The organism is Spiroplasma endosymbiont of Thecophora atra (assembly GCF_964019735.1).
In the GTDB taxonomy this organism is placed as follows: domain Bacteria; phylum Bacillota_I; class Bacilli_A; order Mycoplasmatales; family VBWQ01; genus Spiroplasma_E; species Spiroplasma_E ixodetis_A.
The window spans coordinates 194,191-214,508 of sequence record NZ_OZ026464.1; the positions used below are offsets into that span (position 1 = coordinate 194,191).

The 20,318-nt window shown below is 23.9% G+C and carries 22 protein-coding genes; 11 read left to right on the forward strand and 11 right to left on the reverse strand.

All coding sequences use genetic code 4. The features are described 5' to 3' along the window. The first annotated feature begins 98 nt into the window (after positions 1–98). The gene (fba, locus tag AACL05_RS01100; RefSeq protein ID WP_338961846.1) at positions 99–968 is read left to right on the forward strand and encodes a class II fructose-1,6-bisphosphate aldolase; all 870 of its coding nucleotides are present in this window, start codon (positions 99–101) and stop codon (positions 966–968) included. Positions 969–1,021: 53 nt separating this feature from the next. On the opposite strand, the gene AACL05_RS01105 is transcribed toward fba, so the two are convergent. After that, positions 1,022–1,459, reverse strand: coding sequence for a PPC domain-containing DNA-binding protein (locus AACL05_RS01105; RefSeq protein WP_338961847.1), 438 nt, complete (start codon positions 1,457–1,459; stop codon positions 1,022–1,024). Between the two features lie 187 nt (positions 1,460–1,646). On the opposite strand from AACL05_RS01105, the gene rpiB reads away from it, so the two are divergent. After that, entirely contained in the window at positions 1,647–2,090 is a 444-nt protein-coding gene (gene rpiB / locus AACL05_RS01110; protein ID WP_338961848.1) for a ribose 5-phosphate isomerase B, read from the forward strand. Positions 2,091–2,127: 37 nt separating this feature from the next. Beyond that, positions 2,128–3,429: a serine hydroxymethyltransferase gene (gene glyA, locus AACL05_RS01115; protein ID WP_338961849.1), complete on the forward strand. Its 1,302-nt coding sequence runs from the start codon at positions 2,128–2,130 to the stop codon at positions 3,427–3,429. 65 nt (positions 3,430–3,494) lie between these two features. On the opposite strand, the gene AACL05_RS01120 is transcribed toward glyA, so the two are convergent. The 3 genes from AACL05_RS01120 to AACL05_RS01130 form a co-directional block, all read right to left on the reverse strand. Then, the gene (locus AACL05_RS01120) at positions 3,495–4,649 is read right to left on the reverse strand and encodes a DNA translocase FtsK (RefSeq protein WP_338963008.1); all 1,155 of its coding nucleotides are present in this window, start codon (positions 4,647–4,649) and stop codon (positions 3,495–3,497) included. A 220-nt stretch (positions 4,650–4,869) separates the two neighbouring features. Beyond that, a complete protein-coding gene (locus AACL05_RS01125; protein ID WP_338960236.1) occupies positions 4,870–5,820 on the reverse strand; it encodes an IS30 family transposase in 951 nt (316 codons plus the stop codon). Between the two features lie 76 nt (positions 5,821–5,896). Further along, positions 5,897–6,853: a TMF family protein gene (locus AACL05_RS01130; protein WP_338986107.1), complete on the reverse strand. Its 957-nt coding sequence runs from the start codon at positions 6,851–6,853 to the stop codon at positions 5,897–5,899. 402 nt (positions 6,854–7,255) lie between these two features. On the opposite strand from AACL05_RS01130, the gene AACL05_RS01135 reads away from it, so the two are divergent. Further along, positions 7,256–7,699 (forward strand): hypothetical protein, encoded by a 444-nt coding sequence (locus AACL05_RS01135; protein WP_338961853.1) that lies wholly within the window; start codon positions 7,256–7,258, stop codon positions 7,697–7,699. Positions 7,700–7,923: 224 nt separating this feature from the next. On the opposite strand, the gene AACL05_RS01140 is transcribed toward AACL05_RS01135, so the two are convergent. After that, entirely contained in the window at positions 7,924–9,453 is a 1,530-nt protein-coding gene (locus tag AACL05_RS01140; RefSeq protein WP_338961855.1) for a sodium-dependent transporter, read from the reverse strand. 247 nt (positions 9,454–9,700) lie between these two features. On the opposite strand from AACL05_RS01140, the gene AACL05_RS01145 reads away from it, so the two are divergent. Further along, positions 9,701–10,018, forward strand: a complete 318-nt coding sequence (locus AACL05_RS01145) for a PTS sugar transporter subunit IIB (protein ID WP_252320477.1) — start codon at positions 9,701–9,703, stop codon at positions 10,016–10,018. A 4-nt stretch (positions 10,019–10,022) separates the two neighbouring features. Next, a complete protein-coding gene (locus AACL05_RS01150) occupies positions 10,023–10,370 on the forward strand; it encodes a PTS lactose/cellobiose transporter subunit IIA (protein ID WP_338986109.1) in 348 nt (115 codons plus the stop codon). 37 nt (positions 10,371–10,407) lie between these two features. On the opposite strand, the gene AACL05_RS01155 is transcribed toward AACL05_RS01150, so the two are convergent. The 3 genes from AACL05_RS01155 to AACL05_RS01165 form a co-directional block, all read right to left on the reverse strand. Then, positions 10,408–10,545 (reverse strand): hypothetical protein, encoded by a 138-nt coding sequence (locus AACL05_RS01155; protein WP_252320481.1) that lies wholly within the window; start codon positions 10,543–10,545, stop codon positions 10,408–10,410. A 46-nt stretch (positions 10,546–10,591) separates the two neighbouring features. Beyond that, positions 10,592–11,023, reverse strand: a complete 432-nt coding sequence (locus AACL05_RS01160) for a hypothetical protein (RefSeq protein ID WP_338961859.1) — start codon at positions 11,021–11,023, stop codon at positions 10,592–10,594. Between the two features lie 75 nt (positions 11,024–11,098). Beyond that, positions 11,099–11,365: a hypothetical protein gene (locus tag AACL05_RS01165; RefSeq protein WP_338961861.1), complete on the reverse strand. Its 267-nt coding sequence runs from the start codon at positions 11,363–11,365 to the stop codon at positions 11,099–11,101. A gap of 311 nt (positions 11,366–11,676) precedes the next feature. Between AACL05_RS01165 and uvrB the strand changes: the two genes are divergently transcribed. From uvrB to AACL05_RS01180, 3 genes are read left to right on the forward strand one after another with little or no spacing between them, the layout of a single operon-like run. Next, on the forward strand, positions 11,677–13,662 hold the full coding sequence (uvrB, locus tag AACL05_RS01170) for an excinuclease ABC subunit UvrB (protein WP_338986111.1): 1,986 nt from the start codon (positions 11,677–11,679) through the stop codon (positions 13,660–13,662). 14 nt (positions 13,663–13,676) lie between these two features. After that, on the forward strand, positions 13,677–14,390 hold the full coding sequence (locus AACL05_RS01175) for a CatB-related O-acetyltransferase (RefSeq protein ID WP_338986113.1): 714 nt from the start codon (positions 13,677–13,679) through the stop codon (positions 14,388–14,390). An 8-nt stretch (positions 14,391–14,398) separates the two neighbouring features. Continuing rightward, complete coding sequence (locus AACL05_RS01180; protein ID WP_338986114.1) at positions 14,399–14,854, forward strand: methylated-DNA--[protein]-cysteine S-methyltransferase; 456 nt, start codon at positions 14,399–14,401, stop codon at positions 14,852–14,854. A gap of 17 nt (positions 14,855–14,871) precedes the next feature. On the opposite strand, the gene AACL05_RS01185 is transcribed toward AACL05_RS01180, so the two are convergent. The 3 genes from AACL05_RS01185 to AACL05_RS01195 all read right to left on the reverse strand — a co-directional run bounded on the left by AACL05_RS01185 (position 14,872) and on the right by AACL05_RS01195 (position 18,469). Next, positions 14,872–16,284: an APC family permease gene (locus AACL05_RS01185; protein ID WP_338961866.1), complete on the reverse strand. Its 1,413-nt coding sequence runs from the start codon at positions 16,282–16,284 to the stop codon at positions 14,872–14,874. A gap of 15 nt (positions 16,285–16,299) precedes the next feature. Then, a complete protein-coding gene (locus AACL05_RS01190; protein ID WP_338986115.1) occupies positions 16,300–17,361 on the reverse strand; it encodes an alpha/beta hydrolase in 1,062 nt (353 codons plus the stop codon). Positions 17,362–17,518: 157 nt separating this feature from the next. Further along, positions 17,519–18,469 (reverse strand): IS30 family transposase, encoded by a 951-nt coding sequence (locus AACL05_RS01195; RefSeq protein WP_338960236.1) that lies wholly within the window; start codon positions 18,467–18,469, stop codon positions 17,519–17,521. Between the two features lie 342 nt (positions 18,470–18,811). Here AACL05_RS01195 and AACL05_RS01200 point away from each other — a divergent pair, with 342 nt between their 5' ends. Both AACL05_RS01200 and AACL05_RS01205 read left to right on the forward strand, forming a co-directional pair. Beyond that, positions 18,812–19,144 (forward strand): hypothetical protein, encoded by a 333-nt coding sequence (locus AACL05_RS01200; protein ID WP_338986116.1) that lies wholly within the window; start codon positions 18,812–18,814, stop codon positions 19,142–19,144. An 86-nt stretch (positions 19,145–19,230) separates the two neighbouring features. After that, positions 19,231–20,181 (forward strand): IS30 family transposase, encoded by a 951-nt coding sequence (locus AACL05_RS01205; RefSeq protein ID WP_338960236.1) that lies wholly within the window; start codon positions 19,231–19,233, stop codon positions 20,179–20,181. Positions 20,182–20,318 lie beyond the last annotated feature (137 nt).

Sequence of the window (20,318 nt, forward strand, 5' to 3'; positions counted from 1 at the left end):
TTTTATGAATTGTATATTCTCAAAATATATATGCAACTAGATTTTTTATGAAAATATATAATATAAGGTTATAATATTTTAAGAAAGAAGGAAAAGAAATGAATAAATTTGTTAGTGCAAAAAATATGATTGATAAAGCAAAAGCAGATAAATATGCCATTGCTCACTTTAATATTAATAATTTAGAATGAACAAGATCTATTCTTGAAGTTGCACAAGAAACTAAATCATCTGTTATTTTAGGTGTTTCAGAAGGTGCTATTAAATACATGGGTGGATTTAACACAGTTGTTAGTATGACTTTAGCGTTATTGAATGATTTAAATATTACTATTCCAGTGGCATTACATTTAGATCATGGTCAATCAGTAGATTCTTGTAAGAAAGCATTAGATGCTGGTTTTAGTTCAGTTATGTTTGATGGTTCTCATTTAGATTTTAATGAAAATATAAAAGGTACCAAAGAAGTAGTTACTTATGCTAAGAAAAAAAATGCATCTGTTGAAGCAGAAGCAGGTACTATTGGTGGTGAAGAAGATGGAGTTATTGGTAGTGGTGAGATTGCTAGTGAGGAAGATTGTAAATCATTAGCAGCTTTAGGAATTGACTTTTTAGCAGCCGGAATAAATAATATTCATGGAAAGTATCCTAAAAATTGAGATGGTTTAAATTTTGATGTGTTAAAAAATTTATCAGTAGTTTCAAATAAGCCAATGGTATTACATGGTGGTTCTGGAATTCCAAAAGATCAGGTTAAAAAAGCTATTAATTTAGGAATTAGTAAAATTAATGTTAATACTGAATTACAAGAAGTATTCGCCGCAGCTATTGAAAAATATGTTACGGAAGGAAAACTTAATGAAGATAAAGGGTTTGATCCTAGAAAAATTTTTAAGCCAGGAATGGAAGCAATTAAACTTAAAGCTAAAGAATTATTAACAGAATTTGGTTCATTAGGAAAATCTTAAAAAAATTGTCATATTATTACTAATATGACCATTTTTAAATAATTTTCCTTAAATTAAGATAAATTTCAAATATGAAAATTACTTTTATTATCAATAACTTGTGATATTTTTTCATTACTTAAAATATCAATTATTATTTCGGCCTTAATAGCAACTTTCGCGTCTAACATATGACCACCAATTACGTTAAAATTATCATCACCAAAAGTAGTATGACAATGAATAATTGGTTTATTTCTATCTTTTTCATCTCAAATGATTGTTCCAATTGTTGATAACAATTCATATTGTTCAAGAAAAGTTTTTTTTACATAATCAGTACTTTTTTTAGGAATGTAGCCTAAAGTGACATTAGTAATAGCACCAATCATTTGGAATTGTGCCATTCCTATGTTTTCTTTAATAGCAAATTGCTCTAAAGTTTTAATAATCATTTCATCTTTTTCAATAATTAATGCATACTTATTTCCGATCATTTTTTTAATTTTCATAATAAGAATCTCACCTTTCTTTTAGCAGTATTTTAACATATTTATTAATAGCAATAATGATTAAAATTGATTATTATAGGAAAAAAATATTTTTTTTGTAATAAAAATTATTTTAAAAAGAAAATATATTAATTTTAAAATTAATAGGTATAATAAAACTAATATTTAAACTAAGGAAGTGATAAAGTTGAAAACTAATGGTTTAGTAATTGCTATTGGTAATGATCATACCGCTTATGAATTTAAACAACCAATTATTAAATTTTTACATACAGAAGGCTATCAAATTTTAGATTTAGGAACAAATAGCAGTGAACCTGTTGATTATCCTAATTTTGGTTTTAATGTTGCAAATGCTATTGTTAGTAAAAAAGCAGATTTTGGTATTGTAATTTGTGGTACTGGTATTGGTATTAGTATTGCTACCAATCGTATTAATGGTGTTCGTTGTGCTCTTTGCTATGAGGAAGAAACAGTAAGATTGGCAAGACTTCATAATGACGCTAATGTTTTAGCAGTAGGTGCTAGAATTATTTCTGATTATAAAGCAGTAGAACTTGTGAAATTATTTTTAAATACTAAAACAAGTGATGAAAAAAGACATCAATTAAGAGTTGCAAAACTAAAATAATTTTACTATTAAATTATTAAAGAGAGGATGTTTAAAAATGGATAAATCTTTTAATAAAGGTCTTGACCCAGAATTAAAAAAAATTGTGAAAGATGAATGACAACGTCAACAAAATCATATTGAATTAATAGCTTCAGAAAACTATGTATCACCAGCTGTACTTACACTCGCTGGAACAATATTAACTAATAAGTATGCAGAAGGTTATCCGGGCAGAAGATATTATAATGGTTGCGAAAATGTTGATAAAATTGAAAATTTGGCAATAGAGCGTTTTAAACAATTATTTAATTGTAGTCATAAACCAGGTCAATGTAAAAAAGGTAATTTTCATGCTAATGTACAACCTCATTCTGGTAGTCAAGCTAATGCTGAAGCATATGCTGCTATATTACGTCCAGGTGATACTATTCTTGGTATGGAACTTGATGCCGGTGGTCATTTAACTCATGGTTATAAAATTAATTTTTCTGGTAAAATTTATCACGGTGTTAATTATGGTGTAAGTAAAAAGGATGAATATTTAGATTATGATGAAATTTTAAAAATTGCTAAAGAATGTAAACCAAAAATTATTGTAGCAGGAGCTAGTGCTTATTCAAGACTTATTGATTGATCAAAGTTTCGTAAAATTGCTGATACTGTTGGAGCATATTTAATGGTTGATATGGCGCATATTGCTGGATTAATTGCTGCTGGATTACATCAAAATCCTATTTGTTATGCTGATATTACAACAACAACAACTCATAAAACATTAAGAGGACCACGTGGTGGTGCTATTCTTTGCACTGAAGAATTAAAAAAGAAAATTGATAGTGCGGTATTTCCTGGTAATCAAGGTGGACCATTGGAACATATTATTGCAGCAAAAGCACAAGCTTTTTATGAAGCATTAACACCAGAATTTAAAACTTATCAAATGCAAGTAATTAAAAATGCGCAAGCATTAGCAAAAACTTTTCTTGATGCAAAATTTCATGTAGTGGCGGGTGGAACTGATAATCATTTATTAACTGTTAATGTTACTAATATTAATGGTTTAAATGGTAAAGAAGCTGTTGATATTTTAGAAAAGATTAATATTGTTGCTAATAAGAATGGTGTTCCCTTTGATCCTTTACCAGCTGTTATTACTAGTGGTGTTCGTTTTGGTAGTCCAGCAATGACAACGAGAGGTTTTAAAGAAGAGCAGTTTATTGAATTAGGAAAGATTATTATTAGTGCTTGAAAATTATCTAAGGGTATTAATGATGATGGTTTACATGAATTAAGAAAAAAAGTTGATATACTTTTAAATAAATTTCCCATTTATGAAGATATAAAATTACCTCAATAATAAAATAATTATTTTACATTTGGAATATGAAAATAAGTTTTCTGTTAATTAACAGAAAACTTATTTTATTTTTTTGAATCTTTAATTTCTTTTATTTTTTCAATAAAATTATTATCATATTTAACCGAAGATTGTTCTTTAATAAACTTTATTAATTTCGAAACATCTTCATCACTAATTCATGGTGCTTGTAAGCGATTGATATTATTTTGTCCTGGAGCTAAAAATAACATATCGCCTTTACCTAATAATTTTTCTGCTCCAGCAGTATCAAGGATTGTTTTTGAATCAATTCAAGATGCAACTTTAAAAGCAATTCTTGCTGGAATATTATTTTTAATTACGCCAGTAATTACATCTACTGATGGTCTTTGTGTTGCTATTACTAAATGAATTCCTGCCGCTCGACCCATTTGTGTAATTCGCATGATTCCTTTTTCAATTTGCTTGCTTGCTTGTACCATTAAATCTGCTAATTCATCAATAACAATAATATAATAAGGTAATTTATCAATTTCTTGACTTATTTTTTTATTATAACTTTCAATATCACGATTTCCATTTTTTGCAAATAGTTGGTATCGACGCATCATTTCTAAAATTACTACTTGTAATGCTGCTGGTGTTTTGTTTGCTTCTTTAATTACTGGAATAATTAAATGTGGGATATCATTATAAATTGCTAATTCTACTCATTTAGGATCGATTAATATTAGTTTTATTTCATGAGGTTTGTATTGTAAGAGCAAAAAAATTAGTAAATCATTAATAAAAACGGATTTTCCTGAACCAGTACTACCAGCAATTAATAAGTGGGGCATTTCTTTTAATGAATGAAAGATGTAATCACCAGTAGTATTTCTACCAATACTAATTAATAATTTTTTATTTTTATATTTTTCGCTTATATTTTCAAATTGTTCTTGCATATTAATTGGAACAATATTTTTATTACTAACTTCAATTCCAATCATTGATTTACCAGCTATTGGTGCTTCGATTCTAATATTATTATTTGCTAAAACTAGTTTTAGTTCTTCTTCTAAGTTAGTAATTTTGTTAATTTTCATTCCTGAAGTGATTGAAACCTCGTATTTTGTTACTGTTGTACCAATAGTAAAATCATTTACTTTTCCTTGAACAGAAAATTCTTTAAATAACTGATTAATTTTTTCTTTATTTTCTAAAGCATATTTTTCATTTTCTTCTTGCTTTTTTATTAGATTATCTGATTTTTAGTTAATTTTAATGTTGGTAAAATATATTTTTGATTAATTATAGTTTGTTCAGGAAGAAAAAATTTTGTTTTTTCTTGATTGTTATTTTGTTTTTCATTTTGATTAATAATTTTGTTTTGCTCTTTAATTTTTGTTTCATTATTTTCTAATTTTTGATTATTAATTTTGTTATTTTCTTGCTAAATTGTAAAGGTAAGTGCAACTAAATTATTTTTCTATCCAAATATTCGATTGGTGAAAGATAATTTAGTATTTTTCTTGGTCTTTGGTTTAAAGACAATATAAATTTATGAACTTCATTTTTATTAGTTTTTGAAAAAATAAATTTTTTAGGAAATTTTTCTCTAATTAAACCATTAGTATTTTCATTAGTACCTCTTTGTCAAGGTGAATATGGATTGGCAAAATAAATTTTTATATCTAAATTTTTTTCAAGTTGTTGTCAATTTGAAAATTCTTTGCCACGATCAAAAGTAATAGTTTTAACAATGTTTTTAGGAAGAATTGATAAATAATAACTAACATTTTTATTAATAACTTTAGTAGTTCTGTTTTTAACTAATATTGCTAAAGTAAATCGTGATACTCTTTCAACTAAAGTTATTAAACATGATTTGCTTTTACCTCGTGATGATACTATAGTATCTCCTTCTCAATGACCAAGTGTTATACGATCATTAACATTTATATCTCGTTCTTTAATTGATTTACCATTAAACTTGCCACGATTTTCTTTAGATTTTCGTTTTTTACCTTTTCTTCTTAAATTTTTACTAGTAACTTTATCAAGCATTCCAAAATAAATTCAAGTATAAATTGTTTTAAAACTAATAACTCACTCTTTATGAAAATTTTTAATTCTGCCATAAATTTGTTCAGGTGATCAACCTAATAGTAATTTTTGTTGTACATATTTTACTAAATTCTTATTTTTAAACTTATGAAAACTAATATGTGATTGTTTTCGATTTTCAGCTTTATTTTGTGCAATTAATGAAAAATAATGATTATTATCTTTATTTCTATTAATTTCTCGAATAATAGTACTAATACTTCGATTAAGATTTTTAGCTATTTCACTAATTTTAAATTTAAATTTCAATTGATTCTCAATATAAATCCTTTCATCTATGCCAAGATGTTTATAACTCATATAAAAACTCCTTACTTTTTTCTAAACTAAATTTAGCATTATGAAATTTTTATATGAGAATTTTTTGCAATTTTATTTACTTGCACTTACAAGTATAACTCAGCTCTTGTAATAATTCCTTATTGGTTTCTATATCAAAGTTTATTTTTTCGTTTTTTACTTTATTGTTTGCTAAATTTTCTTTTGTAAATTGTTTAGTTTCTAATTTAGATTGCTTATTATTGTTTTTTGCTTGTTGTTTATTTATTTTTAGTTCTTTTTTTAGATTATTGATTTTGATAGTATTATTTTGTGTCAAAGTAAGTTTTTTTTGTTTTTCTTTTGCTTTTTCTAATTTATTAATTTTTTGATCTTTTCGCTTAACTTTAAAATCTAAAATTGTTTCTTTGATATGATTTGAAATAGTGATAAATAAAATTAAGGGACGGTTAAAAAATAATCAACTAAAACAAATAATAATCATTAATATATTTAATATAAAATTAACAAAAAAAGTTGTGTAACCTAAAAATTCTAGTATGGTATTACCAATTAATCCACCAACAAGATAAGAAGGAAAGAAACTATCAATAGTTCAATTATTAAAGGAAATAGGTGATTTGAAAAATCCGTGATAGTTATTAAAAATAGTTGAATTTCATCAAGATTGATAATAATCATTAATTAAATTAATATGAAATTTATTGTTAAATCAAATATTATCATAACGACTAATAATAGTAATAGTTTCAATTGTTCAAACGCAGCATATAATAGTAGTAATTATTGTTCAAACAAATGAAGCTTTAAATTTAAAATAATAATTAAAACAAAGTGGAATTAAAGATATATATAATAATATATAAATTAAATATTTGCTTCATCCAAATAAAAAAGAAAATATAAAGTCGTCTAAAAATTTACCAATTGGTAGTAGTCGTAATAAACTAAAAGTTATTAATAACAATAAAATTAGAGTACCTAATAAGATACCAATTTTATTATTATTACTATTTTTAATTTGTTTAATTTTAATATTTTTAAAATCTTTCATAATTTTAAACTCCTAACTTTTCTATTTTAAATTTATTGGTTGAGTGATTGTATAAAAATAATATCATATATAGGGGTGTTTGTTACTACTTACTAACCATTTTAATAAATATTATTATGATGTGAACTATTAGTAATTTTTAATTATTTTTTTAAAAAATATACAATATATATAAATTAAAATATTATTAATATAAGGAGTAAAAAATGATATTTGAGTAATTTTATTTTGTATGTGTTTAGTAGTGATAATTATATTGACAATTTTTTAAATATTATTAGTACTTTAATTGATTATATGGTTATATATAATAAACAATATCCATAGTTTAAATCTTGAAAAAGAATAAAAAATAAATTAAAAGAGAAAAGTAAAAATTAAAGATTGAAAGTGAATTAAAAAATGTATAATACTGAAATGAATAATAATGATTTAATGTTTATGATTATAGGTTTGCCTATAATAGTTATTGTTATAGGAGTTATTATAGTTTGTGTAGTTACTTCAATTGATAGTAGTTCTAGAGTAGATACAGTTAATAATGCAATTGAAAAAGAAATAAAATATTTTTTATTGAATAAAAATGATATAAATTATGTTTTTAAAAATGGTAATTTATATCAACAAATGAAAAATGAGGTAAAGACTGCAATAATAGATTTGAGATATAATAAATATACGCTTAATAAATCATATATTAATAGATCTGAAAATAAGATTAAACAAATACAACGTATTATTAATAAATATTATAAATTAGATAAAAAAAATATTATTGAAATTGATAATGAAGAAGTTACTAATAATATTATTTTAATAGAAAACAAAGAAATTGATAATGAATAAAATAAAGTTACCTAAATAACTTTATTAATAATATTATTGGATTAAATAATGACTTTGTTGTATTCTTATCTTATAACTGAGTAAATAATAAAATATTTTATTATTGAATTCATTTTAATTATTATTGTGCTTGGATTTTATATAGCATATTTTATTATATAAGACATTTTAATATGACTGTTTAATGAAAAATTATCTATTTAAATTAGCAGTTATATTAATTTTTATTCAGTGTCGACTTTAATAATTTCAGTTTTTGTTTTTTGTTTAAATAGTGTATTATTAATTTTTATAAAATAGATTTTAATATTATTTCAGAAAGTAAAAATTAAAGTAAATAATAAAACAGTAATAGCTCCTAGCGTCAAGCCAATAGTTAGAAATATAAAAGAATTACTAATTATATTATTAATTAATTGATATAAAGCAAAGACCAAGTTAATTAAAATAATTGTTGGAATAAGGATTAAACATAAATATTTGAAACCTTTATTTCATTTAACTCATGAATATTGATTATTAAATTCTTTTAAACTATCATAACATTTTCAAATAAGGATAACACCAATTAATTCACAAATACCAATAATCATTTGTCAAATACCAGTAACTCATATTGCGAGCCCATCAATTAAAGGACTACTATTATTAAAGCAGAATATTAAACCAAGCATAAAACTACTAATAATCATTATTAATAATGCTTGATAACGTTTAATACCATAATAACTAATTAGAGGATTAACAACGGCTTCAGCTATTGCTATTAATGAAGATATACCAGCAAAAAATACTGATAAAAAGAAAAGGAAAGCTAAAGTGTGACTTAAAAATGGAAGATGTGTTTGCTCAGTAATGATTGCAAAAACTTGTGGAAAAACTTGAAAAATTAAAGTTGGACCCGAAATAAATACTTCATCAATAGTTTTATGCTGATTATATGCAATTGCACCAATTCCTCCAAAAACAGTACATGTTGTTAATAAAGCAACAATAACAGTACCAACCATAATAATTAAACCTTTATTAGTATTACTAGTACCAATTGGCGCATGACTTGAAAAAATAATAATAACACCTGTACAAGTTGAAAGCATAAAGAAGGCTTGTCCAAAAGCATCAGTTCAAATGCTACTAGTTAATATTTTTTCACTATTAAAACTAAACATTGTTTTTAAACCATCTAGAGCACCAAGCAAAGTTAAAACGTAAATCATCATCATTAAAATCATGATAAATAGACTAGGAATAAAAATTTTATTTGCTAAATCAATCCCTTTAACAACGCCACCCAACAAAATAACACCAGTAATAATTCAAACCATAATTAAACTAATTAAAACTCAAATACTAATATTACCCAATTGACTAAAACTTTGTGGTACATCGTTGGAAGTTTGACCAATTAATTTATTTAAGAAAAATCCTTGTTGATTTAAACCAGGAAGAAAAGACATAACTATTGCCAATAATGATCAAGCGACAAGAACACTATAAAATACACCCATTATTCAAACAACTGCAGTTTGTAAAAATCCAAAGAAAGTCCCGGGAGTTTTTGCTAAATCTTTAAAAATTTCAACATGATTTTTACGATATTTATTACCTAAATTGATTTCAATTAATAAAATTGGTAAAGCACAGACAATTAGTGCAATAAAGAATGGAATTAAAAAGATACCACCATGTTTATTCATTTGATTTGGAAATCCCCAAATACTTCCTAATCCTACAGCAGCACCTAGTACTGACATAATAAATCCTCATGTAGTTATGTTTTTTTTCTTTTTGCCTTTCAGATAATCAGTGCCTTTATTTTTAGATAGTATTATGAATTTTACACAATAGTTATCAAAGTTACAATATATATTAGTAATATATTTTTAATCTTTAGTTAAAAGTTATATTTTTTTAAAACCATTAAAATTCAAATTTAAAAATATCAATGTATAATATTCTTAGTTATGTATATTTGATTTTTGTTTATTAGGAGGAAAATAGATGATAAAGATATTACTTACGTGTTCAGCTGGTATGAGCACTTTAAGACTAGAAGCAAATATGAAAGAGTATATTAAAGAGTTAAATTTAGATTATGAAGTGAAAGCATTAGGTGCTACTGAAGCAAAAGCATCTTTTGCTAAAGGTGAAAAATGGGATGTTGTTTTATTAGGACCACAAGTAAGTTATATGAAAAATGATTTTACTAATATTATTGGAAATGCTGCTCTTAATGTTATTCCAGCAGCAGTTTATGCGATGGTTCAAGGTAAAGAAACGTTAGAATTAGCAATGAGTTTATTAGAAATTAAAAAATAATACTATGAGCATTAAAGAAAAAGAGAAAAGTAGTAATATTGATTTTGAAAAAATTTCACTTGAAATAATTTCTTCTGCTGGAAAAGCAAAATTTTTAGCAATAGAAGCAATTACTCTCGCTAAGGAAGCACAATTTGAAACAGCATTAAAAATGATTGATGAAGCAAATGATAATATTACTAAAGCTTTGCAATCACATATGAGCGTCATTGTTGAAGAAGGTAAAGGTTATCAATTACTTTTTTCAGTATTGTTTATGCATTCTGAAGATCATTTGTTAACAACACAAATGATGATTGAAATTAGTAAAGAATTTATTAATTTATATCAATTTATAAACAGAAAAAAATAAAAATAGGCAAATGCCTATTTTTATTTAAAGTATAAAATTAATCTTTTGGTTTTTTTTCAAAATCTTCTCCATCTTTTTCTAATCCTTTGATTGGACAAAGTAGAGGATAATTTTCTTTACAATAATCACAATGTCATTTTTTCTTTTTGAAAATTTCTTTAAATTTTTTAAACATTATATTTTTTCTCTCTTTCTTTTCATTATTTTTTTGTGAGTATATTTTATTCTTGTTCAAGTTCTGTTCATGAGCCAGTAGTGTTAGTGACTACTTTTCATCCTGTATTACTATTTTCGAATTTAGTTTTTAATTGATTAAAATTCTCAATAATTTTTTCAGATAAAGTATATAAATCTTCGTTTGAAATATAACCTTTTCAACCACTTGCATCTCATTCGGGAAATCTAGAAATAATATTAAAAATTTCAGTTTTATTTTTATTAGTATTTAAAATTTTTTGTCATTCATATCGACTTATTGCAATTTTTAAAGTATCATGTCATAAAAATTTATAATATTTTTCTATTATATTTTTATCGTGAGTATTTGGTGAAAATTGTGGTTTTTTATTAAACAAATTTCCAAAATAGTAACATAGTTCAACTCCGTATGTATTGTATCCACGTACACTAGTTAAATAATTAAGAACATTCATTAATATTTTTGATAATTTATATATATTAGGTTTTGGTCAATTATTTCCTTGATAAGGAAATTTTATGGTATCATATTATATTTTTTCTCTTAATTTTTCAAGGTCATTTAAAGAAAAAAGTTTAAATCAACTATCTAAAGTACTACTTTTTATATACACTAATGTTGCAGGACTTTTTCAATTTTCTTTTCAGACAATAGAAATTTTATTTTCACCATCATATTTTATTGGTTCATTATTTAAAATATTTGTAGTTTTAATTTCGGTGCTTAAAATAGAATTTAAGTTTCCTGTGGTTGTTGCAAATGTTAAAAGACTTACTGTTGTTAATAGTGTTTTCATAATCATCCCCCCTTATTTAGTTTCTTTACTTTATATAAAAATTATTTTAATTATCTGGCTAAAATTTTACTATATTTTAAGTAAAATAAAATATAAAAGATAATAACTCAATTTTAAACATTGGATTTATTTGATACTAAACTTTAAATTTTTTAAGAAATTTATTATAATTTTTTATACTTATAAAAATTAAAAAATAAGTATAGTATTTATATTGTTTTATAATAATTTTAATTATATAAAAGTTTTATTATTATTTTATTTAAAATAATATGGTATTGTATATAGAAGTTTTAAAGGAATATAAAGTTATGTTTAAATTAAAAGCACCTTATAAACCAACAGGTGATCAACCCGAAGCAATTAGAAAATTAGTAGTAGCTATTAAAAATAATATTAAATACCAAGTATTATTGGGAGCCACTGGTACGGGTAAAACTTTTACAATGGCCAATGTTATTGCGCAAGTGCAAAAACCAACTTTAATTTTAGTACATAATAAAACATTAGCTATGCAATTATATGGAGAATTGAAAACTTTTTTTCCTGAAAATCGCGTTGAATATTTTGTCTCATATTTTGATTTTTATCAACCTGAGGCATATTTACCAAAAACCGATACTTATATTGATAAAAATTCTAAACAAAATCAAGAAATTGAAATGTTAAGATTAAGTACTTTAAATGGTTTATCTATTAGTAAAGATGTTATTGTTGTGGCATCGGTAGCAGCAATTTATGGTGAACAAGAACCAACAGCATATAAAGATAACTTTTTTGAATTGAGAAAAGGACAAAAAATTAATAGAAAAGATTTATTATTAAGACTAATTAAAAATGGATATGTACGTAATGATATTACATTAGAACCGGGTAGTTTTAGTGCAAAAGGTGATTTAATAAAGTTAGCTCCATCTTGAAATGATCAATTTTATTTAAGAATTAGTTTATTTGGTGATGAAATTGAAGAAATAGCACGTATTGATACATTAGGCGCTAATGTTTTAGAGCGTTTTTCCTTTATTACAATTTTTCCTGCGCAAAATTATATTACTAGTAAAAATCGTGTTGATCAGGCAATTATTAAAATTACTGAAGAGTTAAAAATAACATTAGCACAACTAAGAAAAAATAATATGTTAGTAGAAGCGCAAAGATTAGAACAAAGAACAGAACATGATCTAGAATCCTTAAAAGAATTTGGTATTTGTAGTGGTATTGAAAATTATTCTCGTCATTTAGAAAATAGAGAAGTGGGTTCAGCACCATATACTTTAATTGATTTTTTTCCAGATGATTTTTTAACAATTATTGATGAATCTCATATGACATTACCGCAAATTAGAGGAATGTATAATACTGATCGTAGCAGAAAAGAAACATTAGTAAAATATGGCTTTCGTTTACCTAGTGCTTTGGATAATCGTCCTTTAAATTTTAATGAATTTTCTAATAAGTTAAAGCAAGTTATTTATACTTCAGCAACTCCTGCTGATTATGAATTAGCATTAATTAAAAATGAAGTTGAGCCTTTTAATGTACCAGTTCAACAAATTATTCGTCCCACAGGTTTATTAGATCCAACAATTGAAATTAAACCAACTAAAAATCAAATGGAAGATATTATTAATCAAATAAAATTACGAACAAAAAATAATGAAAGAGTATTTATTACTACTTTAACAATTAGAATGGCAGAAGAATTATCAAATTTTTTACAAGAACAAAAAATTAAAGTTGCTTATATTCATAATGAATTAAAAACATTAGAACGTACTAAAGTTTTGTTAGATTTAAGAAAAGGTGTTTTTGATGTTATTGTTGGTATTAATTTATTACGTGAAGGATTAGACGTACCAGAAGTATCATTAATCTGTATTTTGGATGCTGATAAATCTGGTTTTTTACGTAATACTAAATCATTAATCCAAACTATTGGTCGCGCAGCACGAAATGTTAATGGTCATGTTATACTATATGGAGATATTAAGACAGAGGCAATGACACAAGCAATTGAAGAAACGCAAAGAAGAAGAGAAATTCAACTTGCTTATAATAAAAAACATAATATAGTACCAGTTACTGTTAAAAAACCGTTGAGTGAAATCGTAAGTACTAGAGAATTAGATGTTGATTTAAAAATTTTAAATTCAAGTAAAGGTAAAACAAAAATAGCTGCTAAAACAAAGATAATTGCTGATTTAAGAGTTGAAATGTTACAAGCAGCTAAAGATTTAAATTTTGAAAAGGCAGCTTCACTTCGTGATTTAATTTTGAGTATTGAAAGTGAAAAATAAAGGAGTAAAATAAGTTGACCGATAAAGCACAAAAAGGTATTTTGATAAGTCCAAATACTAAAATTAATCCTCATATACCAACAATATTTTTAATAAAAAATTATATTACTAAACCTAAAATTTTTATTGGTGATTATACTTATTATCATGATTTTAATGGTGAGCAAGCAGCTATTGATTTTGAAAATAAAAATATAATTTATCATTTTCCAAATATGATAAATGATGAATTAATTATTGGTAAATTTTGTTCAATTGCACAAGGTGTTTTATTTATAATGAATGGTGGCAATCATAATTATTGTGCAGTTTCAACATTTCCTTTACCATTATTTTATAAATCATTAAATTTATCAGAAGTTACAGAAAAAGATAAATTAGATAAATTTCCGATTAAATCACCAACAGTGATAGAAAATGATGTTTGAATTGGTCATGATGTGACAATCTTAAGAGGGGTAACTATTGGTAATGGGACAGTAATTGCAGCTAAAAGTGTAGTTACAAAAAATGTGCCTCCTTATGCTATTGTTGGTGGTAATCCTGCTAAAATTATAAAATATCGTTTTTCTAAAAAAATAGTTCAAAAATTACAAAATATAAAGTGATGAGATTGATCTATTGAAAAGATTATTGAAAATTCAGATTTGTTAAAACAAAATTTTGATAATAAAATATTACAAAAACTTGTAAAAGAAAGTAATAGTTTAAATAAAATAAAGGGGTAATAAAAAATATGAAAAAATATGGTTATTTAACTACTAAAATAGGTTTAATTGAAATCATAGTAGTTGCAGAACAAGTAGTAAAAGTTAGTTTCGTTAATACTCGTCAAGTTGCTAAGGATAGTAGTAATATAGTGGTAGTTAATTGTTTAAAACAACTAGCAATGTATTTTGATAAAAAATTAAATGATTTTAACTTACCAATAGCTTTAAAAGGAACTCCTTTTCAAGAATTAGTATGGAGTAAAACTTGTACTATTCAATTTGGGACAACTTTAACTTATCAAGAATTAGCGCAAAAAATAGGTTATCCAAAAGCAAGTAGGGCAGTGGGTTCGGCTTTAAGTAAAAATCCATTAGCAATTATTGTTCCTTGTCATCGAGTTGTTAATAAAAATAAGAATATTGTTAATTATCTTTATGGTGCCCATATTAAAAATTTTTTATTAGCACAAGAAAGTAAATAAGGTATAAGATTATTTTTTTATGATTGATTATCTTTTTTTTGATTTTTAAAATTGTTAACAATTTTAACTACATAATTTTTAATATAGTAAACAGGATATCCTGCTAACATAACAGCAATTAAAATTAGTGAATTTCATAATGCTCACATATTATTATTTTGTGTACCATAATAATACATTGCTAAAAATGATCCAACAATAGCAATTATTGCTCCTAAATAACCAATAATAATGAAAAAATAAAATCAAAAATTATTAAAAATCTTTTGATAGTCTGGATGTTTGCGCCTTAAAAAGATAATGACTGAATTAACAATTAATTTTAAAAAACTAATAGCAATAATAAAGTAATTAGTTACTTCATACAATTGATTTCATAAAATATAAATTAAAGTAGCAAATATTAATAGTAGCATAGCAGCTCATGGCATATTAGTTCTTTTAGTTGTTTTTTGAAAAAATTTAAACAAATCTTTTTCTTCACTCATTTTAAAAATTAAACGTGATTGATAAAGCAGAAATGCATTTAGTGAACCAACAAATAATAAAATTGCTAGTCCTGAAAAAATATAAGCTAAAACGCGAGGAATATTAGGATTATTGATAATAGCATAATATCAAACGTTACTAAATCCTTTATTTTCATCTAATCATAAAAGTGGTTCATTAATAGTTAACAAAGCAATTAATAGTATTAAATATAAAAAAATAATTAGTCCTGTTGCAATAATTAAAACTCAAAGTACATTTTTTCTTGGATTTTCTACTTCTTCAGTAACATAAGTTATTGCTTCAATTCCTGAATAGGCAAATAGTGTCATTGTTGTAGCTGGTAATAAAACATAAGTTGCAAGAAAAATTTTTGATAAATCTTTTTGAACTATTTCACTATTAAAACTATCTGTATTTCCATAAATCATAGCAATAAATAAAACAAAAGTAATTGGTAATCCTTTTAAAATTGTAAAAATAATTTGTGTTTTTCCAGAACTATTTTTAATAAATATTTGGACTATAGCTAATGCAAATAAAATTAAAATTCCAAATAATTTTATCAACCATTGGTTAGTAATATGAGCTAAAGTACCGATAATATTACCTAATGCTAAAGTAGCAGAAGCAACGGCAGTAGCACTAACCATTAAAACTAAAATCCATCCCAATCAAAACGAACAAGCCATTCAATTTGCTTTTTTTAATCAATAATAAGCACTTCCATTTCCCGGAAAAGAAATAGCAGTTTCTGCTAGTAATAACATTTCTGGCAAAATTAAAATACCACCTAAAATTCAGGCACATATCATTAAAATCGGATTAAATCCACTTTGAAATGCTACTTGTCCAAATGAAATTAGTACTGATGATCCAACTGTGGCAGAAATTGCCATCATTAATATTACTCAAAACGAATACTTCTTTTTTAATTTCATGTCTTTTTCCTATCTCTATTTTTTTATTTCGTATGTATTGATAAAACTTTTTATTTTATTAATATAAGTTTGATAAGCATTTGGTAAGGTTTCAATATGACCAATATTTTCCAAAAATAAATAATCATAATTTTTATAATGGAGTTTAACTTGATAATTATGAATGACATTAGCCATGAAAAATGGGACAAAATTATCTTTTTTACCGTGAATTAATAAAGTAGGAACTTGAAAACCTGTTTTGCTTTTTTTTAATAAATCATATTCTAAAATATTTGTATTTGTAAATTTTTGATATCTTTTTGTTAAACTATTACTAATTAATCATCAAGGTTTTTTATAGCGATATTGCATGACGTAACGAAATTGAACAAGTAGATTAGAGAATCCACAATCAGTAATTGCCCAGTTAATTAAATTGGTTACTTTATAATTAAATAAATAATAATTAATTGTTGATGCACTCATACTATTACCAATTAAACCAATACTGCTAATTTGATAATTATCTTTTATTCAATTAATTAAACAGTTAATATTTTCAGCACAAGTAAGACCAATGTCACTATATTGGCCATCAGTTTTACCGTGAGCAACACTATCAAAAGTTAAAATATTGTATCCTTCTTCATAAAATCATGAGACTAATCTTAATGCTAAATATTTATTTTCTGTTCAACCATGAAAACCAATAACTCATTTATCACTTTTCTTTTTTTGAATGACAGTTAGACAACTAATGTTTTGATTATTATCATTTTTAATGGTAAATTCTTGATAATTTTCTTTTTTTCAATCAATTGGATAGCCATATTTATTAAGATTTTTAATTTGACAATCATATTGATGATAATTAAAACTATTAATATCAACTGTTTGTTCGTTATTTATTTTAAATTTACCTTCTTTTTGATAAGAAAAGCAAAATTCTAAAAATTGTTTTTGATATTTTTTTGAATAAAAATAAACAAAAGGAAATAATAGAATAACTAATAAAATTTTGCTAAAAGAATAACAAAATCTTTTATAACCAGTTAATAAAATTTTTTGATTCACAGATGTGTTGATTACTGTCATTTTTTAAGCCTTTTCTAAACTACTAAACTACTAAACTACTAATTATTTTACACTATCTTATCAAATGTTTAAAATATTAATGTATGTTAATTTAATTATTTTAAAATAATTAAATTAATAATTTTTTATAACTGCTAAATTGTAAAGGTAAGTGCAACTAAATTATTTTTCTATCCAAATATTCGATTGGTGAAAGATAATTTAGTATTTTTCTTGGTCTTTGGTTTAAAGACAATATAAATTTATGAACTTCATTTTTATTAGTTTTTGAAAAAATAAATTTTTTAGGAAATTTTTCTCTAATTAAACCATTAGTATTTTCATTAGTACCTCTTTGTCAAGGTGAATATGGATTGGCAAAATAAATTTTTATATCTAAATTTTTTTCAAGTTGTTGTCAATTTGAAAATTCTTTGCCACGATCAAAAGTAATAGTTTTAACAATGTTTTTAGGAAGAATTGATAAATAATAACTAACATTTTTATTAATAACTTTAGTAGTTCTGTTTTTAACTAATATTGCTAAAGTAAATCGTGATACTCTTTCAACTAAAGTTATTAAACATGATTTGCTTTTACCTCGTGATGATACTATAGTATCTCCTTCTCAATGACCAAGTGTTATACGATCATTAACATTTATATCTCGTTCTTTAATTGATTTACCATTAAACTTGCCACGATTTTCTTTAGATTTTCGTTTTTTACCTTTTCTTCTTAAATTTTTACTAGTAACTTTATCAAGCATTCCAAAATAAATTCAAGTATAAATTGTTTTAAAACTAATAACTCACTCTTTATGAAAATTTTTAATTCTGCCATAAATTTGTTCAGGTGATCAACCTAATAGTAATTTTTGTTGTACATATTTTACTAAATTCTTATTTTTAAACTTATGAAAACTAATATGTGATTGTTTTCGATTTTCAGCTTTATTTTGTGCAATTAATGAAAAATAATGATTATTATCTTTATTTCTATTAATTTCTCGAATAATAGTACTAATACTTCGATTAAGATTTTTAGCTATTTCACTAATTTTAAATTTAAATTTCAATTGATTCTCAATATAAATCCTTTCATCTATGCCAAGATGTTTATAACTCATATAAAAACTCCTTACTTTTTTCTAAACTAAATTTAGCATTATGAAATTTTTATATGAGAATTTTTTGCAATTTTATTTACTTGCACTTACAAGTATAACTCAGCAACTTAATTGTTTTTCAATTTTAATAATAATTTTTAATATTTAATTTTATTAATAATTGCTTTCTAGGAAAGTTTATTGTATAGTAATTTTTTCAGTTGTAAACTTTAAGTGAGATTTATTTAAAATTATCTTTAAATAAATCTTATTTAAAATTGAAACAAAATAATATTTTCAATAATTTTCATTATTAATAAAAATAGTATACGAGAATTTTAATAAAAAGGAGGATACTTAAAAATGATAAATGAAAAAAATAAGACAGTAGAAGAAGATAGTTGAGAAAGTGTTACTACTGTTAATGTTGATGATAGCGACTGTCAAGCAAAAATGGAAAAATTAAATAAAAAATTACAAGAAACAGCTAATGAATTAGAAGAAATAAGTAGTCTTTATGCAAAATCAGTAAAAGAATCATTAGATAAATCAAAAAAAATTAAAGAACTAGAAGATAAAATTGATGAATTAGAAGAACAATTAAAAGCATGTAGAGAAAAAAATAAAAAATTAGAAGGTCTTGAAGATAAAGTTAAAAAATTAGAAGAAGATTTAAAAGCTGAGTTATACTTGTAAGTGCAAGTAAATAAAATTGCAAAAAATTCTCATATAAAAATTTCATAATGCTAAATTTAGTTTAGAAAAAAGTAAGGAGTTTTTATATGAGTTATAAACATCTTGGCATAGATGAAAGGATTTATATTGAGAATCAATTGAAATTTAAATTTAAAATTAGTGAAATAGCTAAAAATCTTAATCGAAGTATTAGTACTATTATTCGAGAAATTAATAGAAATAAAGATAATAATCATTATTTTTCATTAATTGCACAAAATAAAGCTGAAAATCGAAAACAATCACATATTAGTTTTCATAAGTTTAAAAATAAGAATTTAGTAAAATATGTACAACAAAAATTACTATTAGGTTGATCACCTGAACAAATTTATGGCAGAATTAAAAATTTTCATAAAGAGTGAGTTATTAGTTTTAAAACAATTTATACTTGAATTTATTTTGGAATGCTTGATAAAGTTACTAGTAAAAATTTAAGAAGAAAAGGTAAAAAACGAAAATCTAAAGAAAATCGTGGCAAGTTTAATGGTAAATCAATTAAAGAACGAGATATAAATGTTAATGATCGTATAACACTTGGTCATTGAGAAGGAGATACTATAGTATCATCACGAGGTAAAAGCAAATCATGTTTAATAACTTTAGTTGAAAGAGTATCACGATTTACTTTAGCAATATTAGTTAAAAACAGAACTACTAAAGTTATTAATAAAAATGTTAGTTATTATTTATCAATTCTTCCTAAAAACATTGTTAAAACTATTACTTTTGATCGTGGCAAAGAATTTTCAAATTGACAACAACTTGAAAAAAATTTAGATATAAAAATTTATTTTGCCAATCCATATTCACCTTGACAAAGAGGTACTAATGAAAATACTAATGGTTTAATTAGAGAAAAATTTCCTAAAAAATTTATTTTTTCAAAAACTAATAAAAATGAAGTTCATAAATTTATATTGTCTTTAAACCAAAGACCAAGAAAAATACTAAATTATCTTTCACCAATCGAATATTTGGATAGAAAAATAATTTAGTTGCACTTACCTTTACAATTTAGCAAAAGAATGTAAAGAAAAAAATAAAAAATTAGAAGAAGATTTAAAAGAATGTAAAGAAAAAAATAAAAAATTAGAAGAAGATTTAAAAGAATGTAAAGAAAAAAGAGAAGAAC